General features: G+C 43.8%; 20 protein-coding genes and 2 pseudogenes. 16 read left to right on the top strand and 6 right to left on the bottom strand.

The window, feature by feature from the left end:
- The first annotated feature begins 173 nt into the window (after positions 1 to 173).
- From ubiT to deoD, 12 genes and pseudogenes are all read left to right on the top strand, one after another.
- Positions 174 to 701 carry a ubiquinone anaerobic biosynthesis accessory factor UbiT gene (gene ubiT, locus ACTRWI_RS08550; RefSeq protein ID WP_499130534.1) on the top strand — a complete coding sequence of 176 codons (528 nt, stop codon included), beginning with the start codon at positions 174 to 176 and terminating at the stop codon, positions 699 to 701.
- Positions 685 to 1188 carry a GNAT family N-acetyltransferase gene (locus ACTRWI_RS08555; RefSeq protein WP_499130536.1) on the top strand — a complete coding sequence of 168 codons (504 nt, stop codon included), beginning with the start codon at positions 685 to 687 and terminating at the stop codon, positions 1186 to 1188. Before ubiT ends, ACTRWI_RS08555 begins: the two co-directional genes overlap by 17 nt.
- 158 nt (positions 1189 to 1346) lie before the next feature.
- A complete protein-coding gene (locus ACTRWI_RS08560) occupies positions 1347 to 1745 on the top strand; it encodes a DNA polymerase III subunit psi (RefSeq protein WP_499130538.1) in 399 nt (132 codons plus the stop codon).
- The gene (gene rimI, locus ACTRWI_RS08565) at positions 1738 to 2193 is read left to right on the top strand and encodes a ribosomal protein S18-alanine N-acetyltransferase (RefSeq protein WP_499130539.1); all 456 of its coding nucleotides are present in this window, start codon (positions 1738 to 1740) and stop codon (positions 2191 to 2193) included. The genes ACTRWI_RS08560 and rimI overlap by 8 nt, the downstream gene beginning before the upstream one ends.
- Before the next feature lie 160 nt (positions 2194 to 2353).
- Positions 2354 to 3934 carry a peptide chain release factor 3 gene (gene prfC, locus ACTRWI_RS08570; RefSeq protein ID WP_499130540.1) on the top strand — a complete coding sequence of 527 codons (1581 nt, stop codon included), beginning with the start codon at positions 2354 to 2356 and terminating at the stop codon, positions 3932 to 3934.
- Positions 3935 to 4032: 98 nt separating this feature from the next.
- Entirely contained in the window at positions 4033 to 4188 is a 156-nt protein-coding gene (locus tag ACTRWI_RS08575; protein WP_499130541.1) for a DUF5363 family protein, read from the top strand.
- Positions 4118 to 4981 (top strand): TatD family hydrolase, encoded by an 864-nt coding sequence (locus tag ACTRWI_RS08580; protein WP_499130543.1) that lies wholly within the window; start codon positions 4118 to 4120, stop codon positions 4979 to 4981. The genes ACTRWI_RS08575 and ACTRWI_RS08580 overlap by 71 nt, the downstream gene beginning before the upstream one ends.
- Before the next feature lie 204 nt (positions 4982 to 5185).
- Positions 5186 to 6448: a NupC/NupG family nucleoside CNT transporter gene (locus ACTRWI_RS08585; protein WP_499130545.1), complete on the top strand. Its 1263-nt coding sequence runs from the start codon at positions 5186 to 5188 to the stop codon at positions 6446 to 6448.
- Positions 6449 to 6956: 508 nt separating this feature from the next.
- Positions 6957 to 7733, top strand: a complete 777-nt coding sequence (gene deoC / locus ACTRWI_RS08590; RefSeq protein WP_499130547.1) for a deoxyribose-phosphate aldolase — start codon at positions 6957 to 6959, stop codon at positions 7731 to 7733.
- Between the two features lie 89 nt (positions 7734 to 7822).
- Positions 7823 to 9151 carry a thymidine phosphorylase gene (gene deoA, locus ACTRWI_RS08595; RefSeq protein ID WP_499130549.1) on the top strand — a complete coding sequence of 443 codons (1329 nt, stop codon included), beginning with the start codon at positions 7823 to 7825 and terminating at the stop codon, positions 9149 to 9151.
- Between the two features lie 77 nt (positions 9152 to 9228).
- A complete protein-coding gene (locus tag ACTRWI_RS08600; RefSeq protein WP_499130550.1) occupies positions 9229 to 10449 on the top strand; it encodes a phosphopentomutase in 1221 nt (406 codons plus the stop codon).
- An 86-nt stretch (positions 10450 to 10535) separates the two neighbouring features.
- Positions 10536 to 11202: pseudogene (gene deoD, locus ACTRWI_RS08605) on the top strand (purine-nucleoside phosphorylase).
- A 93-nt stretch (positions 11203 to 11295) separates the two neighbouring features.
- On the opposite strand, the gene ACTRWI_RS08610 reads toward deoD, so the two are convergent.
- A complete protein-coding gene (locus tag ACTRWI_RS08610; RefSeq protein ID WP_499130551.1) occupies positions 11296 to 11907 on the bottom strand; it encodes a YtjB family periplasmic protein in 612 nt (203 codons plus the stop codon).
- 109 nt (positions 11908 to 12016) lie between these two features.
- Between ACTRWI_RS08610 and serB the strand changes: the two genes are divergently transcribed.
- Positions 12017 to 12997 carry a phosphoserine phosphatase gene (gene serB, locus ACTRWI_RS08615; protein WP_499130553.1) on the top strand — a complete coding sequence of 327 codons (981 nt, stop codon included), beginning with the start codon at positions 12017 to 12019 and terminating at the stop codon, positions 12995 to 12997.
- Positions 12998 to 13106: 109 nt separating this feature from the next.
- Here the strand turns inward: serB and ACTRWI_RS08620 are convergent, their stop codons facing one another.
- Positions 13107 to 15455 (bottom strand): PilZ domain-containing protein, encoded by a 2349-nt coding sequence (locus tag ACTRWI_RS08620; RefSeq protein WP_499130554.1) that lies wholly within the window; start codon positions 15453 to 15455, stop codon positions 13107 to 13109.
- A 161-nt stretch (positions 15456 to 15616) separates the two neighbouring features.
- Between ACTRWI_RS08620 and radA the strand changes: the two genes are divergently transcribed.
- Positions 15617 to 16996: a DNA repair protein RadA gene (gene radA, locus ACTRWI_RS08625; RefSeq protein ID WP_063524497.1), complete on the top strand. Its 1380-nt coding sequence runs from the start codon at positions 15617 to 15619 to the stop codon at positions 16994 to 16996.
- Positions 16997 to 17230: 234 nt separating this feature from the next.
- On the top strand, positions 17231 to 19321 hold the full coding sequence (gene fusA / locus ACTRWI_RS08630) for an elongation factor G (RefSeq protein ID WP_004740609.1): 2091 nt from the start codon (positions 17231 to 17233) through the stop codon (positions 19319 to 19321).
- A gap of 173 nt (positions 19322 to 19494) precedes the next feature.
- Here fusA and ACTRWI_RS08635 read toward each other — a convergent pair whose 3' ends face one another.
- The 3 genes from ACTRWI_RS08635 to chrA form a co-directional block, all read right to left on the bottom strand.
- Positions 19495 to 19707 carry a VF530 family protein gene (locus tag ACTRWI_RS08635; RefSeq protein ID WP_004740608.1) on the bottom strand — a complete coding sequence of 71 codons (213 nt, stop codon included), beginning with the start codon at positions 19705 to 19707 and terminating at the stop codon, positions 19495 to 19497.
- A 423-nt stretch (positions 19708 to 20130) separates the two neighbouring features.
- Positions 20131 to 21819: an AMP-binding protein gene (locus tag ACTRWI_RS08640; RefSeq protein ID WP_499130557.1), complete on the bottom strand. Its 1689-nt coding sequence runs from the start codon at positions 21817 to 21819 to the stop codon at positions 20131 to 20133.
- A gap of 383 nt (positions 21820 to 22202) precedes the next feature.
- A complete protein-coding gene (gene chrA / locus ACTRWI_RS08645) occupies positions 22203 to 23351 on the bottom strand; it encodes a chromate efflux transporter (RefSeq protein ID WP_499130559.1) in 1149 nt (382 codons plus the stop codon).
- Between the two features lie 100 nt (positions 23352 to 23451).
- On the opposite strand from chrA, the gene ACTRWI_RS08650 reads away from it, so the two are divergent.
- Entirely contained in the window at positions 23452 to 24378 is a 927-nt protein-coding gene (locus ACTRWI_RS08650) for a LysR family transcriptional regulator (protein ID WP_499130561.1), read from the top strand.
- 64 nt (positions 24379 to 24442) lie between these two features.
- Here ACTRWI_RS08650 and ACTRWI_RS08655 read toward each other — a convergent pair.
- Positions 24443 to 25129 (bottom strand): annotated as a pseudogene (locus tag ACTRWI_RS08655) (IS66 family transposase); the annotation flags it as partial.
- Positions 25130 to 25189 lie beyond the last annotated feature (60 nt).

The raw sequence follows: 25189 nt of genomic DNA on the forward strand, positions 1-25189 counted from the left end.
GTGAGTGCAGCGGGCTGCTGTAATTCTCATTACCTGAGTTACTATAACTGTGATTTTCAGGATATTAAAGGTCGAGCATCAAACAGAAGTTAATTTGATACATAACAGTAACTGAGATCTCAACATCATCTATGATGTATTCCATATTATTGACAAAGTTACGGATAAGTCACGTGATAAACAAGATTCGCACTCAACTAGTTCAAAATGCCGCATCAATTTTGCGATCTCCAGTCCAGTTATTGCCTAAAACAGTACAAAAAAGAGCCTTGTTAGAGGGGCTTAAGAGCGTATTCAAAGAAGCGCTAGAAGACGGCGACTTTGAGTTTTTAGAAGATAAATGGCTTAAAGTCTCAATAAAGGATATGGGATTAGGCTGGTGTATTAGCTACCAAAATGAGCAACTAGTTGTAGCTGATAAAGAGGTTGTTGAAGATGTTAGCTTTAGCGGAAATCTCAATGATCTTGTGTTAATTGCTGGTCGTAAAGAAGACCCAGATACGCTTTTCTTCCAACGTAGACTGTCTATAGAGGGCGATACAGAGCTCGGTTTAGAGGTTAAAAACTTGATGGACAGCGTAGATTTAGTCTTATTGTCAGCTCCCTTGAAAACTTTGTTAAATCAATTAGCTGATTTTGTGCAGAAGGGAGTACAATCCCCGGATACACAAAGTGAGGTAATGAATGCTTATTCGAACTGAAGCACCGGCAGATATACTTGTCATTGATCGTTTATTGAAATCTGTTTTTGAAACGGATGCAGAAGCTAACCTGGTTATGAGCCTACGTGAGAATAGTCATTTAACACTATCGCTGGTGGCTTGTTCTGATGAGGGCGAAGTTGTGGGCCACGTAATGTTTAGCCCGATTACTCTGCATGGTGACGATCATAATTGGCAAGGGCTTGCTCCGCTTGCAGTGAAAGAAGAGTTTCGCAATCAAGGCATTGCTAAAACTCTGGTTGAAGATGCGTTCTCTACATTGGTTGATTTTGGTTACCCAGCGTGTGTCGTGCTTGGTGATCCTGCTTATTATGGTCGTTTTGGTTTTAATGCCGCGAGCGAGTTTGGTCTAAGCTGTGCTTGGGATGTTCCTGAAGGTGCTTTCCAAGCCATTGAACTGGTTGAAGGGGCACTCGCTAGGCACTCTGGTGAGGTGGCTTACAGTGCTGAGTTCAATGAGTTATGAAGCAATGTCCAACGCAATAAGATGCAAACGGGTTTAGTCTAAATAAAGGAGCTTGATGCTCCTTTATTTTTTGTTAGTATCAGCCCAATTCTAATGAGCTATTTTTAGTTTGTTCCAAGGAGCAGCTCAATATCAACCTAAGGTAATCACCGCTAGATATGTCACAAACACACGCACAGTACCTGCAAGAGATGGGCATCAGCCAATGGGAGCTTAGCCACCTAGAACGTTTGGCGGGTTATGAATCGAAACAAACTCCACTATCTATAGAATGCAAATTATTGCTCGTTTCCCCTGAAAAACCTCAGGGCGATCTCGCAGTGATGTTTGAGCGTGTGCTGAAAAGTATCAAGCTTGATTTACCTCAGGCTCTTCATATTCAGCCTCATCATCTAACTTCTATCGAACTTAGTGATGTTGAATGGGTGTGGTTTGCTGGGTGTGAATCTGCTCAAGAGCTAAAAGCAAAAACACTGCAGTCCCCATTGCTGTCTGACATCAATGGCAATAACCAACATCGCCGCGACTTATGGCAACAAATTTGTGCATATGACTAATCAATTTTTACCGACATCATTCCATCATCTAGACGATATTTGGCAGATAGAACAGGCTGCGCACTCTCATCCATGGTCAGAAAATATGATCCGAAATCTCGATAGCCGAGGCGCTTTTCATCATGTTCTTGAGGTTGACGGGCAAGTAGTCGGGTACTTTTTCGCGCAGAATATCGTTGGTGAAGTGACGCTACTAAATATTGCTGTGGCTCCAAGCCATCAAGGCAAAGGTTACGGTAAAGCGCTGACTGAGCACTTCCTAGATATGTGTGAACAAGCTAACGCAGAAAGTGCGTGGCTAGAAGTTCGCGAAAGTAATGTGAACGCATTTAACCTTTACGAAAAGGTCGGCTTTAATGAGGTGGACCGTCGTCGTAACTATTATCCAACCAAGCAAGGACGAGAAGACGCCATCATCATGAGCTATCTTTTCATGTCTTTTAGCTAGCCATCTTGTTGCTTTTCGCTAAGCAGAGAATCAGCGAAAAAATAGGGTGTAAACTGACCCTTTAGAAAGTGACACGCTTTCTGTATAATCCTCACACAGAATTCAAGGGCAAGTATTATCTACTTGCCCTTTTTACGCTTTAGATCAGCAAAGGGCGACTATGTCTTTCCAACAAGAAGTGAGCAAACGTAGAACGTTTGCAATTATCTCTCACCCGGATGCGGGTAAAACCACGATTACTGAAAAAGTTCTTTTATTCGGAAACGCGATTCAGAAAGCGGGTACCGTAAAAGGCCGTGGCTCTAACCAGCACGCTAAATCTGACTGGATGGAGATGGAAAAAGAACGTGGTATCTCGGTAACTACGTCGGTAATGCAATTCCCATACAATGATTGCCTAGTAAACCTACTAGATACTCCCGGACATGAAGATTTCTCGGAAGATACGTACCGTACATTAACGGCGGTTGACTCTTGTTTGATGGTTATCGATGCTGCAAAAGGTGTCGAGGATCGTACTCGTAAACTGATGGAAGTAACGCGTCTACGTGATACACCAATCGTAACGTTTATGAACAAACTTGACCGTGATGTTCGTGACCCAATGGAAGTGCTTGATGAAGTAGAAAGCGAGCTAGGTATGGCTTGTTCTCCAATTTCATGGCCAATCGGTTGTGGTAAAGAGTTTAAAGGTGTTTACCACATTCACCGTGACGAAACGATCTTGTACGAATCTGGTCACGGCCACGAGATTCAAGAAGTTCGTATCATCAAAGGTTTAGATAACCCAGATTTAGATGAAGCAGTAGGTGCTGATCTAGCGGAAAGCGTACGTGAAGAGCTAGAGCTTGTTATTGGTGCTTGTCCTGAATTTGATCACGACCTGTTCCTTGCTGGTGAACTAACACCTGTTTACTTTGGTACTGCACTTGGTAACTTTGGTGTTGACCACATGCTTGATGGTCTAACGAAGTGGGCTCCGGCACCGCAAACTCGTCAAGCGAATGAGCGTGATGTTGTTGCGACAGAAGAGAAGTTCTCTGGTTTCGTATTTAAGATCCAAGCAAACATGGATCCTAAACACCGTGACCGTATCGCTTTCATGCGTATCGTATCTGGTACTTACAGCCAAGGTATGAAGATGAACCACGTTCGTACCGGTAAGAACGTTAGCATTTCTGATGCGGTAACTTTCATGGCGGGTGACCGTGCACGTGCTGAAAAAGCGTATGCAGGTGACATTATCGGTTTACACAACCATGGCACAATCCAGATTGGCGATACCTTTACTCAAGGTGAAAACCTGAAGTTCTCTGGTATTCCAAACTTTGCGCCTGAGCTATTCCGTCGCATTCGCCTGCGCGATCCTTTGAAGCAGAAGCAACTTCTAAAAGGCTTGGTTCAGCTTTCAGAAGAGGGCGCAGTGCAAGTATTCCGTCCTATGCAGAATAACGACTTGATCGTTGGTGCGGTTGGTGTACTTCAGTTCGACGTGGTTGTAGCGCGCCTGAAAGCAGAATACAACGTAGAAGCTATCTACGAAGGTGTTAACGTTGCAACAGCTCGTTGGGTTGAGTGTGATGACGCTAAGAAACTGGAAGAGTTCAAACGTAAGAACCAATCTAACCTTGCGCTAGATGGTGGTGATAATCTGTCTTACATCGCACCAACGATGGTGAACTTGAACCTAGCTTCAGAACGTTTCCCAGACGTTAAGTTCCGAGCGACGCGCGAGCACTAATTTCTTCAAGCTCTATTCGAGTTAAACAAAAACGTCTATTGTTCTGCAATAGGCGTTTTTTGATGCGTGTTATTTGAGATAGTAAGTTTGAGGTAAATATGTTGGGTTGGATAAAAGCTTGGGTTAGGAAATACGATAAGTGGTGTGAAGAGCTTGGTTTGACACCTGAAAACAAGCGTAGTTGTGTACCTTATCGTCGAGATCCTCAAGGGCAACAAGCTGAGAGTGGGAAATATGACACAGCAAACAAGTGATTTTCCGCTATTTGATACACATTGCCACGCGGACTTTGAGGCGTTTGGGCAAGGTTTTACTCATGAGCAGAGCATTGATGGATATATCAAAGAGGCAAAACAGGCTCAAGTTGAAAAGTTACTCATCCCTTCTATCGGTCAAAGCAACTGGTATAAGCTTGAAAAGATCGCGCAATCTCACCCCAATGTTTACTACGCATTAGGCTTCCATCCTTACTTTTTAGATCAAGCGGATGCGGTGCAATTTGAAGAACTTCATCAATTACTCGCTTCAAAAACAACTCAGTGTGTGGCCATTGGCGAGTGTGGATTGGACTTTTTTGTGGACGTGGAACAGGAGAAACAAGAGCGCTTTTTCATCCAACAAATGGAGCTTGCCAAGGCGTTTAATTTGCCTCTGATTATCCATGAAAGGAAGTCTTACAACCGTCTTATTCAGCTAATCAAACAGCACAAGTTTACTTTAGGTGGGGTAATTCACGGTTTTTCAGGAAGTGAACAGCAAGCTTTAGCTTGGATTAAGCTTGGTTTCTATATTGGCGTCGGCGGAACGATAACTTACCCAAGAGCGCAAAAAACACGCACAACCATCGCTAAATTGCCGCTTGAGAGCTTGGTGTTAGAGACCGATGCTCCGGATATGCCAACCTATGGAAACCAAGGAAATGTTAATCATTCCAAACATTTAGTTACGATATCAAACGAACTTTTTTTGCTCAGAAAAGAGTCAAGGCAGTCAATTGCAACGCAAGTTTGGCAAAATAGCCATCGCACATTCGGTATATGTGAATAAAATCTAATGTTTTTGTTTATCGTTTGCGTAAATTGCATCTTCATTGTGATTTGGTTCACATTTACGTGTGAATGGCACATGAATCTTCTACGAAAGTGTGAGGACGGCATTACTTTATTAGTGGTCGCATGAGTATAATTACTCCCGCTTTATAGCCCCATTTTGTAACACGCCAATAAATAACTAATAAGGAAGTCATAAACTATGAGCCTGTTTATGAGCCTAGTCGGTATGGTTGTACTGATTGCAATCGCAGTACTACTATCTGACAACCGCAAAGCTATTAACTTTAGAACGGTGGGTGGCGCATTCGCTATCCAATTCGCACTTGGTGCATTCGTACTTTACATCCCTTGGGGTCGTGATTTGCTTGCAGGTTTCTCTGCTGGTGTAGCAAACGTAATCGACTACGGTAAAGACGGTACTGGTTTCCTATTCGGTAGCCTAGTTAACTTCTCTGTTGACGGTATCGGTTTCATCTTTGCTTTCCAAGTTCTACCAACATTGATCTTCTTCTCTGCACTTATCTCTGTACTTTACTACCTTGGTGTTATGCAGTTTGTAATCAAAGTTCTTGGTGGTGGTCTTCAGAAAGCTCTAGGTACTTCTCGCGCCGAGTCAATGTCTGCAGCAGCAAATATCTTCGTTGGCCAAACAGAAGCTCCTCTAGTTGTTCGTCCATTTGTTCCAAAGATGACTAACTCTGAACTATTCGCAGTAATGTGTGGTGGTTTAGCCTCTGTAGCCGGTGGTGTGCTAGCGGGTTACGCATCTATGGGTGTTCCTCTAGAGTACCTAGTTGCTGCGTCATTCATGGCAGCTCCTGGTGGTCTACTATTCGCTAAAATCATTAAGCCTGAAACAGATACGCCAGAAGATAATATCACTGACGATATCGACGGCGGCGATGACAAGCCAACTAACGTTATCGACGCAGCAGCAGGCGGCGCATCAGTTGGTCTACAACTAGCTCTAAACGTTGGTGCAATGCTACTAGCATTCATCGGTCTAATTGCTCTAATCAACGGTATCCTTGGTGGCATCGGTGGTTGGTTCGGTATGGAAAACCTAACTCTAGAACTTCTTCTGGGTTGGATATTCGCACCTCTAGCATTCATCATTGGTGTTCCATGGGAAGAAGCAATCATTGCTGGTTCTTTCATTGGTCAGAAGACAGTTGTTAACGAATTCGTTGCATACCTAAACTTCGTACCATACGTTGGTGAAAACGCTCAAGTTGTTGCAGCGACTGGTCAAGTGATGTCTGAGAAGACTCAAGCTATCATCGCATTCGCACTATGTGGTTTCGCAAACCTTTCTTCTATTGCGATTCTACTAGGTGGCCTAGGTGGTATTGCACCAAGCCGTCGCCAAGACATCGCACGTATGGGTGTTAAAGCGGTTATTGCTGGTACTTTATCTAACCTGATGGCAGCAACAATTGCTGGCTTCTTCCTATCTTTCTAATTAAGTAGATTAGATTATATAGACGCCACTTTAATATCGCTCCGTAGCAAGAAATTGCTGCGGGGCTTTTTAGTTTTTAGGACTGCCGACCCTGAATATGACTTTGATTCGATGGTGGGCCTAGAATGTTTTTTGAGATACAAACCGTTTGCGTTCTAAGGAGCACTACAATTTATTAATGGATACCTATAATGTATCGGCTCAAGGGATAGGATGTCTCTTGTTGGCAAGAAAGTAACCGCTTGGATTTGTCCTCGGTTATTCTTCTGGGGTTAAGCCAAACTTAGCGATACGCTATAGATGTTAGACACAACATAACTGATTTGTTGTGCCATAGACCAAACTGGTACTGTGCGGTGACAAGGATTGCAATTGATAGCGAAAGTTATCAAGTCTTCAGGGAACAAAGTCCGTTCATTTGTGACTACTGAGTCTTACTAAAATACCCATCTATACTCGATGGAAGGCGAAGTAGTTAACTATATGAATATATTGATCGGAGATAGAAATGAGCGATTTAAAAGCAGCAGCTCTACGTGCACTTAAACTTATGGATCTAACTACGCTAAATGACGACGACACAACTGAAAAAGTTGTAGCGCTTTGTCACGACGCGAAGACTGCAGTAGGTAACACTGCTGCAATCTGTATTTACCCTCGCTTTATCCCAGCTGCTAAGAAAGCGTTGCGTGAGCAAGGTACTCCAGAAGTACGTATTGCGACTGTAACTAACTTCCCTCATGGTAATGATGACATCGAAATCGCTGTTGCTGAAACAAAAGCAGCAGTAGCATACGGTGCAGATGAAGTAGACGTAGTATTCCCATACCGCGCTCTAATCTCCGGCAACGAAGAAGTCGGTTTCGAGCTAGTTAAACAGTGTAAAGAGGTATGTGGCGACATCATACTGAAAGTAATCATCGAAACTGGTGAACTTAAAGAAGAAGCACTGATCAAGAAAGCATCTGAGATTTGTATCAAAGCAGGCGCTGACTTCATCAAAACTTCAACAGGTAAAGTGCCAGTAAACGCGACTCCAGAGTACGCGCGCATGATGCTAGAAGTTATCCGTGAAATGGGCGTTGCTAAAACTGTAGGTTTCAAACCAGCAGGTGGCGTACGTACCGCTGAAGATGCAGCACAATACCTAGCAATGGCTGATGAGCTACTAGGCGCTGAGTGGGCAGACAACATGCACTACCGCTTTGGTGCTTCAAGCCTACTAACTAACCTTCTCAATACATTAGAAGCGACAGACCAAACTGCTGATCCAGCAGCATACTAATTCTTTAAAAGTCTGTTTGATAGAGTGACGTTGAGTCACTCCACATTACCTCTTTTCCCTACAAACCAACTAGAGTTTGGGAGGCACTAATGTATCTACCTCAAGAAATTATTCGCAGAAAACGTGATGGTGAAGTCCTAACAGCTGAAGAAATTAACTTCTTCATTCAAGGCGTAGCTAAGAGCACTGTTTCTGAAGGCCAAATTGCAGCATTCGCAATGGCTATTTTCTTCAACGAAATGACAATGCCAGAACGTATCGCACTAACATGTGCAATGCGTGACTCAGGCATGGTTATCGACTGGAGCCACATGAACTTTGATGGTCCAATCGTTGATAAACACTCTACTGGTGGTGTTGGTGACGTAACTTCTCTGATGCTTGGACCTATGGTGGCAGCATGTGGCGGTTTCGTTCCAATGATCTCTGGTCGTGGCTTAGGTCACACTGGCGGTACGCTAGACAAGCTTGAATCTATCCTTGGTTACAACATTACGCCAACCAAGGATGTGTTCGGCGAAGTAACTAAAGATGCGGGTGTTGCGATCATCGGTCAAACAGGTGACTTAGCGCCTGCTGATAAGCGTGTTTACGCGACTCGTGATATCACAGCAACTGTAGATAATATCTCGTTAATCACGGCTTCAATTCTATCTAAGAAACTGGCTGCTGGTCTAGACTCCCTGGTGATGGACGTCAAAGTAGGTTCAGGTGCATTCATGCCGACTTACGAAGCGTCTGAAGAGCTAGCGAAATCTATCGTTGCAGTAGCAAACGGTGCTGGCACTAAAACAACAGCAATCCTAACGGACATGAACCAAGTTCTGGCTTCTTCAGCGGGTAACACAGTAGAAGTTCGCGAAGCGGTTCAGTTCCTAACGGGCGAACACCGTAACCCACGTTTGCTTGAAATTACGATGGCATCGTGTGCTGAAATGTTAGTACTTGGCAACCTTGCAAAAGATTCAGAAGAAGCGCGCGAAAAACTGATGGCAGTACTGGATAGCGGTAAAGCAGCAGAGTGCTTCGGTAAAATGGTAGCGGGCCTTGGTGGTCCAGCAGACTTCGTAGAAAACTACGATAACTACCTAGAAAAATCAGAAATTATTAAACCAGTGTACGCGCTAGAAAGCGGTGTGGTATCAGCAATGGATACTCGTGCAATTGGTATGGCTGTAGTTGGTATGGGCGGTGGTCGTCGGGTAGCAACGGACAGCATTGATTACGCAGTCGGTTTCGATAGCTTCATTCGTCTTGGCGAAGTAGCAAGCGATGAGAAGCCATTAGCAATGATTCATGCTCGCAACGAACAACAGTGGCAAGAAGCTGCAACGGCATTACAAAATGCAATCACTGTGGGCGGAGAATATACAGCAACCCCAGACGTTTACCGTCAGATTCGTTTTGAAGACGTGTAAATAACCACTATCGGTATACCTCGCGTATACCGATAATCAAAAGCGCTGGTACAAAGAGCAATAAGTTGGTGGAGAAAATGAAAAGAGCATTTATTTTAGTTTTAGATTCATTCGGTATCGGTGAGGCTGCGGATGCAGACAAATTCGGTGATGTAGGCTCAGACACTATGGGTCACATCGCAGACCATTGTGATAAAGGTCTTGCTGACAATGCCGATCGTCAAGGTCCTCTGACGCTACCAAACCTGTCTAAATTAGGTTTAGCGATGGCTCACAAAGAGTCTACAGGTCGCTTTGCTCCTGGTATGGATGCAAACGCAGAAATCATTGGTGCTTACGGTCACGCTGCTGAGCTGTCTTCAGGTAAAGACACGCCATCAGGTCACTGGGAAATCGCGGGTGTACCGGTACTGTTTGACTGGGGCTACTTCACCGACAAAGAGAACAGCTTCCCTAAAGAGCTGACTGATCGCATTCTTGAGCGTGCAGGTTTATCTGGTTTCCTAGGTAACTGCCACTCATCAGGAACAGAGATCCTAGATAACCTAGGTGAAGAGCACATGAAGACTGGCCTGCCAATCTTCTACACTTCTGCGGACTCTGTTTTCCAGATCGCCTGTCACGAAGAGACATTTGGCCTGCAAAACTTGCTAGATCTTTGTCAGATCGCTCGTGAAGAGTTAGAAGAGTACAACATCGGTCGTGTCATCGCACGTCCATTCATTGGCCCAGGTAAAGGCCAATTCGAACGTACTGGTAACCGTCGTGACCTTTCAGTTGAGCCACCTGCAGCAACGATTCTTCAGAAGCTTGTTGATGAGAAGGGCGGTAATGTTCACTCAATCGGTAAGATCTCTGATATTTACGCTGGTTGTGGTATTACTCAGAAAACAAAAGCTACGGGTATCCCTGCGCTATTTGAAGCGACTAAAGAAGCGATCAATGAAGCGGGTGACAATACTATCGTATTCACTAACTTCGTTGATTTTGACTCAGCTTACGGCCACCGCCGTGATGTTGCAGGCTACGCTACTGCGCTTGAGTACTTCGATGGCCGTATCAATGAAATCATCGATATGATGAAAGAGGATGATGTACTTATCCTTACTGCTGACCACGGTTGTGATCCAACATGGCCAGGTACAGACCATACTCGTGAACACATCCCAGTGATTGTTTACGGTAAAAATGTTCCTGCTGGTTCTTTAGGCCGTCGCGATACGTTTGCTGACATCGGCCAAAGCTTAGCGTCTTACTTTGGTACATCACCAATGGAATACGGTGCAAGCTTTCTGTAAGTGGTAATGAATAAAAGAGAGGGAAACCTCTCTTTTCTTTTTTGTTTTGAGATTAAGGATATTTTCAATGGCTACTCCACGTATTAATGCTAGGCGATCCGCTACGAGCTAAATACATCGCTGAAACCTTCTTAGAAGACGTGGTTCAGGTATGTGATGTGCGCAATATGTTTGGTTACACAGGTACTTATAAAGGTCGTAAGGTTTCGGTAATGGGGCACGGTATGGGCATCCCATCTTGTTCGATTTACGCGACTGAGCTTATTAAAGGCTTTGGTGTGAAAAAATCATTCGTGTCGGCAGTTGTGGTGCAGTAAGCGAAGATATCAAAGTACGTGATGTCGTGATCGACATGGAGGTATGTATCGACTCTAAATTAAACCGTATTCGCTTTGAAGGTCATGACTTTGCTGCAATTGCAGACTACAAAATGGTTCGCGCGGCAGAAGATGCAGCTAAAGCACGAAGTGTTGATGTAAAAGTAGGTAACTTGTTCTCAGCTGAACTTTCTACACGCCAGACCCTCAAATGTTTTAGGTGATCGATAAATACGGCATTGTTGGTGTAGAGATGGAAGCGGCTGGTATCTATGGCGTTTGTGCAGAATACGGTGCGAAAGCACTAACGATTTGTACTGTCTCAGACCATATCAAAACCGGTGAGCAAGCTACATCAGACGAGCGTCAAACGACCTTCAATGACATGATGGTAATTGCCTTAGATTCTGTGCTTCTTGGTGACCAAGAAGCGTAAGGCTTTATCTAATTTGATAGATCGACAGATAAATAAAAGCCCCGTTGCTGTCTGAGCTTCGGAGCTTTTTATTGGGTAACGTAAATGCGCTATTTATGAGTTTACGTTTTTCAGAAGTAAGTTCTCGCCTGATTTGGTCGGCCTTTTTCGAATCAACATAATAAACAGCACACCACTGACGAAGCCCATCAATACCATACCGATCATGTAGCGATCACTTTTGCGGTAGTGGTGATCCGATATTGCTGTCATTTTACCCGTCTCAAAGGTGACGCGGATAAAACCAATGATAGTGTTTTCTTTCGAGTAAATTGGCTCTACTAACTGCTGTCTGCCGATACTCGCGGTTGAAAGTGGCGTATCTAGGCCAAGCACCTCACGAACTGAAAGTGCCTTTGCGCTCGAAGCTAGGCGAATGCCTTCAGCATCATAGATGGTGGTATCGAATACCAGTCGATCTTGAGATAGCTGATTGGTCAGATTAAGCAGTCGTTCTTGGTCTTGTTGTGCGATCATTTTGCTGGCTGAAAGGGAAGCCTGAGAGATAAGCAGCTTGGTAAGTGTCTCGAGCTGTTTCGCTTGGATCTTCTCGTTACCCTTACTGATCACGACCGTATTTTTAATCGTAACGATGAACATAGTAGCCAACAAAATGAGGGCTAACATTCGCAAAGCGTTACGTATTGAGAACAATGATTCATTCATGTTTCACAGGGCCTGAAATAAACAAATGTTATGATTAAGACATATTGAGACTTGCGTTTTCAAATTGCAATAGGTTAACGTTTAGCATAGTTAATTAGGAATCATACACATGGACGCTCATAAATATCTGCCGATGAAAAGGCATACCACATTATTAACTCGACTCCCCGAGACTCGTTTCGCTTCTCAACTCGCTAAAGCTAAAGCCAACTGGATTGTATTCGGCGAGTATCTATCACCGCAATCTTTCGACGACATCGATTTTTTCACTAGCACTTACAACACCATTTTAGATACGTGGAAAGTTGGGCATTACGAAGTGGCATTGATGTCTGGCAACCTAACGCCAGCGCATGAAGAAATCCTACAGGCTTTGAAGCTTGATTATGCTTGCCTTAGTGAAGTTCCAGATTTATCTAAGCCAGGTTTGATCGTGATGGATATGGATTCCACAGCGATTCAAATCGAGTGTATCGATGAAATAGCCAAGCTCGCTGGAGTAGGTGAGTTAGTCTCTGAAATTACAGAGCGCGCTATGCAAGGTGAATTAGATTTCGAACAAAGCCTGCGCCAACGAGTTGGAGCACTGAAAGGTGCTGATGAGTCGATTCTAGAGCAAGTGCGTCAATCACTGCCTTTTATGCCTGACTTAGTGGAACTGCTGAACACGCTTAACAAACTGGGTTGGAAAATCGCAATCGCATCGGGTGGTTTTACGTACTTCTCTGATTACTTAAAAGACACGCTAGACCTAGATCATGCTCAATCGAATACTTTAGAAATCATTGAGGGTAAATTGACGGGCGAAGTGTTAGGTGATGTAGTTTCTGCGCAAACCAAAGCCGATATCTTAGTCGAACTGGCAGAAGAGTATGAGCTGGAGCTGCATAACACGGTTGCTGTCGGTGATGGCGCGAATGACTTGGTGATGATGGGCGCTGCTGGTTTAGGTATTGCCTTCCATGCCAAGCCAAAAGTCGAGCAACAAGCTCAAACAGCTGTGCGTTACGCTGGTTTGGGTGGGGTATTGTGTATCTTGTCTGGAGCGTTGGCTAAGCAACAAAAAATCAGTTGGCGGGCGAAACCGTAAAGGTTCACATCAGTATGATTATTTAATCGTGTGATATTGAAAGGCAACAAAGCAGGCTGTGAGCCTGCTTTTCTATTTTATGGTACTTGGATATTACGGAGTATTGTTATTAGCGAGTCAGCTCCAATCGGATCAATACTTCGTCGGTAATGTCTTCTATCTCACCATAACCGATAAACGCGGTGACCTCATTTTCTAGCTTCTTCGCTTGGTGCATGCTTATACGAGCAAGCTCTTCTAAATCCGATTGGAACAAGGTGGTCAATGGATTAAAGATTGGCGCTGTCGTAACACGAAGTACATACAGATCACCTAGGTGCTGCGCTTTCTTAATGAACAAGATTCTTTCTTTTGCCGAGGCAAAGTCTTTCACCAGCTTAGTGTGTACCGATTGAACTTTGTCACCAAATTTCACCGCAGCGATATAAACATCGTGGTGTTTAGGCTCAGCACCTTCAATTCTCTTTAGTGGCTCAGCCAGCAGCGAGTTGGTGTGGCCTTTAAAGATAGGCTCCAAGGAGAACTTTTGATTGTGACCCAGTTTCGCCAGTAGAGTGAGGTGCTTATTCAGTGGAAAATTCACACCAATGATCTTACAACGCAGTGTTGAGCTTGGTTTGTCAATGAAGATAGGGGTGCTCACCATCTTGCTCAACAAAATATTGTGCAGCGACTCAAGCAAGGAGTTCGTTGGCAGTATCTCTTTCTTCTTAATCAGCTTGCTTTGGTTCTGATCGATAAGCCCATTTAGGAACGCGATGGTGCGCATTGTCTTAGCGTTCTCAGCAATCACCAATTGGACATTGCGGCCATTCGGGCTCACACGAATCACGTGGTAAGGCACTGTGCTTAATGGCAGGTTCTTATCGTAAAGCTGTAGCTCATTAAAATTCACGATAACTGGGTCATTGATCTTGAGTATCATCGGGTGCTCAAGAGTAATGCTCAACCCACGTTTCGAGATATCTAAGGTGTGACCGTTTGCCGCTGTACCGTCTTGTGAGGTGATCTGTAACGGAGACTTAAATTGATATCTAGGCTCTTTACGTCGAGTCTGTGAGTCAAAGTAGATGCTTTGTATGTTACCAACCACAGCACGAGGATGACGGAAGCAATTCAATTCACTGCTTGGAATTCGAGGCTTTTCACTCAATAGGTAATCCGCGGCACTTTCGTGATCGCCAATCTCTTGCAATATAGCGCAATGAGTTAGTTGTGCTGAGCTTTGCGCGAGCATGTCTGTATGTTTAGCCAAAGCTTGTCGTTCTGTTTCTGATAACTCAAAAACAGAGAACTTGAATGCTTTCCAACTTTTACGCTTACCCCCAATGTGCCAGAACAGCTGTCTTTGTTCACGAGTTGCTTCAGGTAACATCATCGAATAGAACAACGTCTTATTTTTATGTTCGTGAGTAAACGAGTAGATAACATTACTGGTGCCTTTCACACCGGGCTTCGCCAGTAAGTTCATGCGCTGTTCGTTGAATAGACTTCCCAGAGCTTGTTGGTTTCGCTCGTCGTGCCAGTATTGCCATAGCGGATGGTTGTTATCCGTAAGCAAGGCTAGCTTGAGTTCACTACCACTAAAAAATAGGGGTAGATTACAAGTATGTTTGAGATAGGTGTGCTCTATACCTCGTGTGCGAGTTCGAATGATTCTATCTTGATTCTCGTGGTGGGTTTTCTTACTCGTGCTATTTAAAGCAGCATCGAGCAAAGAAGCCAAAATGTTGTTGTCGCTTATCTTTACGGTTCTTAGGAATTTAACCGCGTCATTTTCATAAGATTCATCAATACCTAGAACGCGAAATTTAACTATCTCATTTATATCTGTATCGAGCGATTTCTCAAACAGTTCAGTAAACTTGACGCAGATGCTCTCGCCTAGGTTATAGCGAAAGGCGCTCGGCACTTTGAATTTTGCACCTGAAGGTGAGATATCAACCGTAACACCGTGCAGGCTTTGCCCTTTAGATGTGGTGATTTCAACCTGTGAGCTTATCTTGAGTCGGTTCTCTTGACGCTTTAAGTCATAACCAAGGTTTATAGCTTCGGCTTCATAGGGGCTATTGGCACTGGTGATGCCTTGATTACTTTGAGACGCACTCTTAACCAAACTACGCAGAGGCTGAATTCGCGGCGCCATAACTAGCTCCCAAGCCCCTTCGGTGTAGCCTTTGAATTTTTTTGTACCACGTTGATAAGCATTTAAAGCGATGTCGTCGAGCCAGTGTTTACGCCCATCGAGTGTGAATTGACGACATTCATTATCGATACGTCCGCGTAAATCAATGCTCTTTGTACACGGAGCCATGATACGATTCAGTTCCATTTTAACGAGTAGTTTCAGAGACGGCGATTCACCTTCTGTCATTTGAGAAAGAAGGAATTCGAAATCTTCGGCGTGATAAGCCGGGATAAGACGCTCTGCTACAGATAGAATTTCAGATTGCTGCATACTTTTCTTGTTAGAATGGACGGTACATTTGTGTTATCGACTAGTTTAAATCGATCTTTAAATATAAGTGGTATGACTGCAACGTTTATTTGCACCCGTACGGTCAAATAAGTCACAAATTGACAACATCATTGTGTAACTGGGTAAATTATTGAGGTTTTATGGCTAAGGCAAAGCGAGCTTATGTGTGTAATGACTGTGGTGCTGACTTTCCACGTTGGCAAGGACAGTGCAATGCGTGTGGTGCTTGGAACACAATTACCGAAGTTAGGTTAGCTGCTTCTCCTCAGGTAGCACGCAATGAAAGATTAACTGGCTATGCAGGTAGCGCGACCGAATCTAGCGTTCAAACCCTGTCGGAAATTGATCTTCAGGAAGTGCCTCGTTTTAGTAGTGGCTTTAAAGAGCTCGACCGCGTACTTGGTGGCGGTGTGGTGCCGGGTGCTGCGATTCTTATTGGTGGTAACCCAGGTGCGGGTAAATCGACACTACTGCTACAAACCATGTGTTTGCTTTCTTCTCAACTTCCTACTTTATATGTGACCGGTGAGGAATCGTTACAGCAGGTCGCGATGCGTGCTTCACGTCTTGGTTTGCCAAAAGAGCACTTAAAGATGCTCTCCGAAACCAATGTCGACAAGATCTGTCAGGTGGCTGAAAAAGAACAGCCTAAGATCATGGTCATCGACTCAATCCAAGTAATGCATGTTGCTGATGTTCAATCTTCACCAGGAAGTGTGGCTCAGGTTCGTGAGTCAGCGACGGCACTGACACGTTTTGCGAAGCAGAATAATGTCGCAATCTTCCTAGTAGGGCACGTAACTAAAGATGGCACGCTAGCGGGGCCTAAAGTACTTGAGCACATTATTGACTGTTCAGTATTGCTAGACGGCGGAACAGATAGCCGTTTCAGAACATTACGCAGCCATAAAAACCGTTTTGGTGCAGTGAATGAGCTGGGTGTGTTTGCGATGACAGGCCAAGGGCTAAAAGAAGTCAGCAACCCATCGGCTATATTCTTGTCTCGTGGCGAAGAAGAAACGTCAGGCAGTTCAGTGATGGTGGTATGGGAAGGTACTCGCCCATTGCTTGTTGAAATCCAAGCGCTGGTGGATTACTCCCAGTTGGCGAACCCTCGTCGAGTCGCGGTTGGTCTTGAGCAAAACCGCCTCTCTTTATTACTCGCCGTGCTGCATAAACACGGCGGCTTACAAATGGCTGATCAAGATGTGTTTGTGAATGTCGTCGGTGGTGTTAAAGTAACCGAAACCAGTGCAGACCTTGCATTAGTCATGGCATTACTCTCTAGTTTCAGAGACCGCGCATTGCCTAAAGATGTCGTGGTTTTTGGCGAAGTAGGCTTAGCGGGAGAGATTCGTCCTGTACCAAGTGGGCAAGAACGTTTAAATGAAGCATTTAAACATGGCTTTAAGAAAGCGATTGTTCCTGCAGCTAATATGCCGAAAGGTGGTATCCCAGGAATGCAAATCCATGGAGTGAAAAAACTATCAGAAGCAATTAATGCTTTTGATGAGTTGTAATTGAACTCACTTCAGCTAATCTATACAGCAGCAATTCAGTCTAACTTGGACGCCGATTGGGTTTGAGGTTAGTACTTTAATTAACAATCATTTAGATTGTTTCTACAGCGTGCCTTTTTCTACATATTAGAAAAAGGCAAAGTTTTTTTGTCCCAAATGCATGCAAAGCTATCAGTCTTCACAGATTGTGATATACTCTGCGCGCATTTTATATCCTATTAATAGAGTAAGACAATGGCAGATTTATCGAAATACAGAAACATTGGTATTTTCGCGCACGTTGATGCGGGTAAAACAACTACCACTGAGCGTATCCTTAAGCTAACTGGTCAAATCCACAAGACCGGTGAAGTACATGACGGCGAATCAACGACTGACTTCATGGAACAGGAAGCTGAGCGCGGTATTACTATCCAATCAGCAGCTGTAAGCTGTTTCTGGAACGGTCACCGTCTAAACGTTATCGATACTCCTGGACACGTTGACTTCACAGTTGAAGTATACCGTTCTCTTAAAGTACTTGATGGCGGTATCGGTGTATTCTGTGGTTCTGGTGGTGTTGAGCCTCAATCAGAAACTAACTGGCGCTACGCTAACGAATCAGAAGTATCTCGTCTGATTTTCGTTAACAAACTAGACCGTATGGGTGCTGACTTCTACCGCGTTGTTGACCAAGTTAAGAACGTTTTAGGCGCTACTCCGCTAGTAATGGTTCTACCAATCGGCCGCGAAGATGAATTCGTTGGTGTTGTAGATCTACTAAGCCGTAAAGCATACGTTTGGGATGACACAGGTCTTCCTGAAAACTACGAAATCAAAGATGTTCCAGCGGACATGGTTGATGATGTTGAGCAATACCGTGAAGAGCTAATCGAAACTGCTGTAGAGCAAGACGATGACCTAATGGAAGCTTACATGGAAGGTGAAGAGCCTTCTCTAGAAGACATCAAGCGTTGTATCCGTAAAGGTACTCGCGACCTAGCGTTCTTCCCAACATTCTGTGGTTCTGCATTCAAGAACAAGGGCGTTCAAATCGTTCTTGACGCGGTAGTTGATTACCTACCATCTCCAACAGAAGTTGATCCTCAGCCTCTAACAGACAAAGAGACTGGCGAACCAACTGGTGAAGTTGCGACAGTATCTGCTGATGAGCCACTACGTGCTCTTGCGTTTAAGATCATGGATGACCGTTTTGGTGCACTAACTTTCATCCGTATCTACTCTGGTGTTCTTAACAAGGGTGATACAATTCTTAACGCTGCTACAGGCAAAACTGAGCGTATCGGCCGTATGGTTGAGATGCAAGCTGATGAGCGTAATGAACTTACATCTGCGCAAGCTGGTGACATCATCGCGGTTGTAGGCATGAAGAACGTTCAAACAGGTCACACTCTATGTGATCAGAAGCACGAATGTACTCTAGAGCCAATGATCTTCCCAACTCCAGTAATCTCTATTGCTGTATCTCCAAAAGATAAAGGCGGTTCTGAGAAAATGGGTATTGCGATCGGTAAAATGGTAGCAGAAGATCCATCTTTCCAAGTTGAGACTGACGAAGAAACTGGCGAAACTATCCTGAAAGGTATGGGTGAGCTTCACCTAGACATCAAGGTAGATATCCTTAAACGTACATACGGCGTTGACCTTGTAGTAGGTGCTCCTCAAGTAGCTTACCGTGAAACAATCACGAAAGCTGTTGAAGATAGCTACACTCACAAGAAACAATCTGGTGGTTCTGGTCAATTCGGTAAGATCGATTACCGTATCAAACCAGGCGAAGCTGGTTCTGGCTTCACTTTCTCTTCAACTGTTGTTGGTGGTAACGTTCCTAAGGAATTCTGGCCTGCAGTTGAGAAAGGTTTTGCATCTATGATGGAAAACGGTGTTCTTGCTGGCTTCCCAACTCTAGATGTTGAAGTAGAACTATTCGACGGTGGCTTCCACGCAGTTGACTCATCTGCAATCGCATTTGAAATCGCAGCGAAAGGCGCATTCCGTCAATCTATGCCTAAAGCGGGTGCACAACTTCTTGAGCCAATCATGAACGTTGACGTATTCACTCCAGAAGATCACGTTGGTGATGTAATCGGTGACCTTAACCGTCGTCGTGGCATGATCAAAGATCAACAAGCTGGCGCTACTGGCGTACGTATCAAAGCTGACGTACCACTATCAGAAATGTTTGGTTACATCGGTCACCTACGTACTATTACTTCAGGCCGTGGTCAATTCTCTATGGAATTCCTACAGTACTCTCCATGTCCAACAAACGTGGCAGACGAAGTAATCGCTAAAGTTAAAGCAGACAAAGAAGCTGGTAAGTAATTAGCTCTTTTCTTAATTAACTAGAAAGCCCCACAAGTGAAAGCTTGCGGGGCTTTTTTATTAGAATCATAGTGCGAGATGCGAGATGCGAGATGCGAGATTGAAGTGGCCCCAAAGTAGGCACAGGGGCAATCCCGTATTCAGTAATACGGGATTGATAAAGCTAGGGGAGGCTAACGTTTTAAATCAATGTAGATTTGCTCTACCTTAGTACGAGCCCACTCTGTTTTACGCAGAAACTTTAAGCTCGATTTGATGCTTGGGTCCTTTTTGAAGCAGTTGATATTTACCATGTAGCTCAATTCTTCCCAACCGTAATGTTCTACCAATTCTGTTAGCAGTTTTTGCAGTGTAATGCCGTGAAGTGGGTTATTTGCTTGTGTCATGAGATTTACTCGTCATTTATTTGCTCTCAGTATATCAGTTTCATCTCATCAATTATCAGACCATTTGAGCTCGTAACTTATCTCGATAGTAGAAAATTCTTCTCAACTTTTATTCCCAAACAACTGAACCTGACTTTGTACTCAAGTTTTAAAGCGTTTGATTTTCTCGCGATGGAACTATTCCGTGAGTGCACAAAACAACTAATTGTATTTGGGTTTGAGTGCGATATGACCTACCCGTATCAGTTCTTTTCCTAACAAATACTGAAAAAACAAACAGTGTTTAACTAGTGAGGCACTTTTAACGGATAATGCGTTGTCCAAAACAAAATGCGAACCACCAAGGTGAAGTGATGAGAAGATGTCACTATGTATAAGTTGAACTTACAAAAAAGGAGCCTTACTGGCTCCTTCTTAATTTTATTACTGTTCCCAAACCACTAATTTATCTTTTGGCCAGTTATGGCCTACTTCGTGATACTTCTGTTCTAAGACATGGCGTTTGATCTTGAGGGTCGGGGTTAATACGCCATTATCAATACTCCATGGTTCTTTAATCATAAGTACGCCCTTAATTTTCTCATGAGACGCAAGCTTCTCATTCATTCTCTCGATCACTCGCTGAGTTGTTCTTTCATAGCGAGCGCGATCAAAGTTAGGGAAGTCATGCGGAACAACGAGCAGAATCGGACCTGGTAAGCCAAGGCCTATTAGACACATCATTTCTACGCGGCTGTACTCAAAAAGCTTGTTTTCGATAGGAACTGGCGCTACAAACTTACCTTTCGCAGTTTTGAAAGTATCTTTTTTACGTCCACGAATAGTGAGGTAGCCTTCGCTATCGATATCACCAATATCACCAGTGTGCAACCATCCTTCAGAATTGAATGACTCTTGCGTTGCAATATCATTTTTGTAGTAGCCAGAGAACAGCCCTTTACCACGAACTAAAATTTCTTCATCTTCGGCAATCTTAAGTTCAATACCTGGACCAGCATTTCCGACTGTGCCAATTTTATCCGCTCTGAACGGGTAGTTTAAGGTACTGTAAGCGAAAGACTCTGTCATTCCCCATGCTTCAGTGATGTGTAGACCAACGCTTTCGTACCATGCAAGTAGCGCTGGTGATACTGGCGCAGAACCACAGCCCAGAACGCGAGCTTGATCTAGACCTAAGCCATCCGCAAGCTTCTTCTTAATGATGTTATTAATGAACGGGATCTTCAGCAAAATGTTCAGCTTTTTCTGTGGCAGCTTATCTTGGATGCGCTGTTGGAACAGGGTCCATAAACGAGGGACAGAAATAAACAAAGTAGGACGCTGCATCTTCACATCATCAATAAAGGTGTCTAGAGATTCTGGGAATGCGGTAACGACACCACCCATGACTGATGAACCAAAGATGTAGACACGCTCTGTGATATGGGCAAGTGGTAAGTAAGAAAATAGGCGGTCATCTTTTTGGATACCGATATGATCGATCAGCCTTTGAACTGACCACGTAAAGGCACCGTATGTAAGCATGGCACCCTTTGGCAAGCCAGAAGTACCAGATGTGTAAACAAGAGACATAAGCTTTTCATCGTGATGCTGAGGGCGTTTAGTGGTTGGTTCATGTGTATTGATGAGTTGCCCAAATGTGTGTTTACACTTTGGCGCTGTATCATAGGGTAGCGAGATGCTAGCTAAGCCTGGGTTGTCATCAAGTACTTGTTGTGTCGCTTTAGGATCATCGAGCTTACCTGCAATGATGATCTTACTTTCACTGTGTTCAATACAGTATTGGATGGTATCTGAACCTGCAGTAGGAAAAATTGGGACGCTGACAAAATCTCCTAACATTATGGCGAGGTCACAAATAAACCACTCTGCACAGTTTTTAGAAATAAGCGCGACTCGATCTCCGGGTTCTACTCCAAGTACTTCTAGTGCGGACGCCAGTTTTAGTGCTTTATCAGCCACTTCTTTGTAGGTGAACTCGACAAACTGGCGGTTAATAATTTGTTTCAAATAGACTTCATTTGGTCGTTCTTCTGCCCATTTTAGAATCATATCATTGGGTGTAGGGAGAGCGGTTGCTTGTTCTTGGCTAAACTTGTTAGGCTGAATCATTGTCTAACTCCATGTTTTTCGCTAAGTTATTTTTGTTAATATCGTGTTAAATGTACCATGGTTTTTTCTTTTAGGGAGTAAAATTAGCGTTTTCTGTTATCCGTGTAGGCTCTTGTTTAGCTTATAGAGTCAACCCTGTTCTTTTCTTCTCTAATATTTGAAAACTTATGATATGTCTCGTGGGCATCATTAATCACTAATCACTGCTATTTTTGTTCGGTTTTTTACTTCCTAGAGTTGTTGTATTACTAAATTAGATGGTTATACGTGGAATTATGAAAGCTCTTCTCAGAGTGTAGTTGAAAACCTAAATGGGAGTAGCTAACTGTAAAGCGTCCTCTAATTTCCATGGAACCAAGCTTATAGGCTAAGTTTCGTTATTTTTAACTCAATAAACCTATAAATGAGCCAAATAACATGAATGCACCGACAAGCCCTACGATTGGCATCTTGACCGTTTTCAATAGCCACACACCTACGATGAGCAGAGCGAAGTCTAAACCGTTACTCACCGCACTTGTGAAGATTGGCTGATACAGAGCCGCAAGTAGTAACCCGACTACCGCTGCATTCACACCGGTAAGTGCACCAGCAACTAATGGTTTACTTGCGATTGCCTGCCAGTTTTTCAATACACCCAGTAGTAATAAGAAGCCCGGTAAGAACACGGCGATTGTCGCTAACAAAGCGCCAGTAATTGGTGCCGATGGCATTAATACATAGCCTAGGTATGTCGCTAAGGTAAACATAGGACCAGGTACGGCCTGTGCTGCAGCATAGCCCGTTAGAAACGCATCTTGGGATAGTTGGTCACCAATACTATTCTGCAACAATGGAAGTACCACATGACCGCCACCGAATACTAAGCTGCCAGCTTGATAGAACAGCCCAAATACCTCAATACCTTGAGAGTATGCACTGAACAGAGGAAGGCCAACCAACAGCGCGACGAAAATAAGGAGCGGCGTTATGGAAATCTTGTGTGTTGATGGAACCGTTTTGATTTCTTTTGAGGTCAAAAACTTGCTGCCAATGATTGCGGCAAATAGAAGTACCAAGATTTGCGGCCAGATCCCTTGAAGCAACAGGAGAACCACGGCAGTAATGACACACAAAGCGGTCGCGATTTTCGATTGGCAAAAGTTTTTGTACATGCCAAATGTGGCATCAGCAACCACCACAACTGCAAGCAACTTCAAACCGTGAATGATTGAATTGAATAGAGGCGCTTCCAATAGCTGATTGCTCACCAAAGCTAATATCAACATTAAGATGATAGATGGGGAAGTAAAGCCGATAAACGCAGCAATCGCACCCGTTAAGCCACCTCTTTTGTAGCCAACTGCAAAGCCAACTTGGCTTGAACCTGGTCCAGGTAGAAATTGACTCAGCGCAACAATTTGCCCGTACTCTTCATCAGATAGCCAGTTAAGCTTCTTAACAAAGGTTTTACGGAAGTAGCCAATGTGTGCAGCTGGTCCACCAAAGCTAATCCAGCCAAGCCAGAAAAAGGTTTTAAAAATTGAAAGCATGATCGATTCCAGATAAACGTTTAGCGTAATTTATGGTGACTTAGACTATGATTCAAATTAATTATTTTAATTCTAACTATTAATGAAATGGGTTATTTGAATGGCTGATTTTAACTGGAAAGGGATCGACCTTAACTTATTGATAGCGCTGCAAGCGTTATACAAAACGAACAGTGTCAGTAAAGCTGCTGAGCGTTGTTATGTCAGTCAGTCTGCAATGAGCCATAGTCTTCAGCGGCTTAGAAAGTTATTTGATGACCCTCTGTTTGAGCGAGTAGGGAGCAAGATGGAGGCGACGGAAAGAGCGATTGAGTTATCTAGCACTGTTGATGCTTTGCTTAATACCATTCAATCTGACGTATTACTTTCTAAATCGTTTGATGCAACAACGTATAAAGGTAGTTGGAAGATCGGTCTTACCGATTATGCCGAGCAGATGTTTGCTCCAGTGTTGTTTGATCTCATTAAACAGTCTTCTCCTGATTCTCAAATTGCTTTGTTCAACGTAAACCGTGGTAACTATCAGCGAGTATTTGAAGATTCTAAGCTTGATATAGCGATCGGTAGCTTTAGTGAAGTGTCTAAGTTATACAGAACCAAGCATTTGTACACAGAACAGCACGTCTGCTTGCTCGATAATTCAGTGTTATCGACCGAAGACCCCATGTCTTTAGAGCAATTTGCATCTGTTGGGCATGCTTTGGTTTCTCCTGCTGGAGTAATAAAAACGGGAGTCGACAGTCGCCTAGCTGAACTTGGTTTAAGCCGAAAAGTAGTTATAGCTTCGAGTAACTTTTTAACGGTAAAGCGCTTAATTCGTGGCAGAGAATTGCTTTGTATTGTTCCTAAGCTGGTGGCTCGAAATGACACAGAGGATAAGGAAGCATTGTTATCTGTCAAGCCACCGATAGATGTACCGGATTTCGATATACAGCTTGTCTATCGGAAAGCGAAGCATTTAGATGATAAAAATAAGCTACTTAGAAGATTGATTACAGAAGCTGTGTCGTCTGTGATTGCTGAGTAAATTTTTGGTAACCGTTCAGCGGGATAGCTTGACTATATGAGATTAAGGCTCATAAAGTTCTAGGTCAGAGGTCAAAAACATTCGGGTACGGTTTCTTCTCAACGACTGATGTGATGATATCGCTCAACACTGACATTGCTGATAAGCCGCGTTTTTTGCAGGTTTCGATAAGTGTATGAATGCGACTACGGAACTTATCGCCTGCATCCGAGGTCGTTCCGAAGCTGATTTTCCTTTGGATGACAAAACCTCTAATACATCGCTCAGCTTCATTATTGGTTAAGGGGATTGAGGTTTTCTTTAGGAAAACCCATAAGCTTTCTCTATGTTTGAGTAGTAACTTGCATCGTTCTCGATACCGTTTGACCGATCACATCGGCCCCTTTACTCAACCAATAATTGAACGATTTTTGTAGCCTGTGCATTCGCCGCAAATACAGTGAATAATCCAATTCATCTTGCTCATAACGATGCGAGTATGGAAAGTGGCGTTCGTCAGCAAACAAAGATGTTTACCAATATAAGCGGTGTGTCCACCGCCACTATAATCAGCCATCTGTTGAAGGTTGCGCTTCACATGCGCCCAACATAACTGATGACGGTCTGCGGCTATCCATTTATAGCTTGGGCACTGGTCGCTCACCACAATGCCTGAATAGTCTTCATCAATGACCTTTTTCGCTGAGGAGTTCGATCGAGAATACAATATTTGTTCATAGACAAGGTCATCACTGGCCACTAACCAACACCATGAACATCGATATCAGACTGAGCACAACAAGGGCACGCTTCAGGAAAACAATCGATAACA

It is taken from the genome of Pseudoalteromonas sp. G5_S1_14_S5 (assembly GCF_054968605.1).

Coding starts and splice junctions, on each gene's coding strand:
- ACTRWI_RS08555 (WP_499130536.1), top strand. CDS start 685: ATGCTTATTCGAACTGAAGCACCGGCAGATATACTTGTCATTGATCGT.
- ACTRWI_RS08560 (WP_499130538.1), top strand. CDS start 1,347: ATGTCACAAACACACGCACAGTACCTGCAAGAGATGGGCATCAGCCAA.
- rimI (WP_499130539.1), top strand. CDS start 1,738: ATGACTAATCAATTTTTACCGACATCATTCCATCATCTAGACGATATT.
- prfC (WP_499130540.1), top strand. CDS start 2,354: ATGTCTTTCCAACAAGAAGTGAGCAAACGTAGAACGTTTGCAATTATC.
- ACTRWI_RS08575 (WP_499130541.1), top strand. CDS start 4,033: ATGTTGGGTTGGATAAAAGCTTGGGTTAGGAAATACGATAAGTGGTGT.
- ACTRWI_RS08585 (WP_499130545.1), top strand. CDS start 5,186: ATGAGCCTGTTTATGAGCCTAGTCGGTATGGTTGTACTGATTGCAATC.
- deoC (WP_499130547.1), top strand. CDS start 6,957: ATGAGCGATTTAAAAGCAGCAGCTCTACGTGCACTTAAACTTATGGAT.
- deoA (WP_499130549.1), top strand. CDS start 7,823: ATGTATCTACCTCAAGAAATTATTCGCAGAAAACGTGATGGTGAAGTC.
- ACTRWI_RS08600 (WP_499130550.1), top strand. CDS start 9,229: ATGAAAAGAGCATTTATTTTAGTTTTAGATTCATTCGGTATCGGTGAG.
- ACTRWI_RS08610 (WP_499130551.1), bottom strand. CDS start 11,907: ATGAATGAATCATTGTTCTCAATACGTAACGCTTTGCGAATGTTAGCC.
- serB (WP_499130553.1), top strand. CDS start 12,017: ATGGACGCTCATAAATATCTGCCGATGAAAAGGCATACCACATTATTA.
- ACTRWI_RS08620 (WP_499130554.1), bottom strand. CDS start 15,455: ATGCAGCAATCTGAAATTCTATCTGTAGCAGAGCGTCTTATCCCGGCT.
- radA (WP_063524497.1), top strand. CDS start 15,617: ATGGCTAAGGCAAAGCGAGCTTATGTGTGTAATGACTGTGGTGCTGAC.
- fusA (WP_004740609.1), top strand. CDS start 17,231: ATGGCAGATTTATCGAAATACAGAAACATTGGTATTTTCGCGCACGTT.
- ACTRWI_RS08635 (WP_004740608.1), bottom strand. CDS start 19,707: ATGACACAAGCAAATAACCCACTTCACGGCATTACACTGCAAAAACTG.
- ACTRWI_RS08640 (WP_499130557.1), bottom strand. CDS start 21,819: ATGATTCAGCCTAACAAGTTTAGCCAAGAACAAGCAACCGCTCTCCCT.
- chrA (WP_499130559.1), bottom strand. CDS start 23,351: ATGCTTTCAATTTTTAAAACCTTTTTCTGGCTTGGCTGGATTAGCTTT.
- ACTRWI_RS08650 (WP_499130561.1), top strand. CDS start 23,452: ATGGCTGATTTTAACTGGAAAGGGATCGACCTTAACTTATTGATAGCG.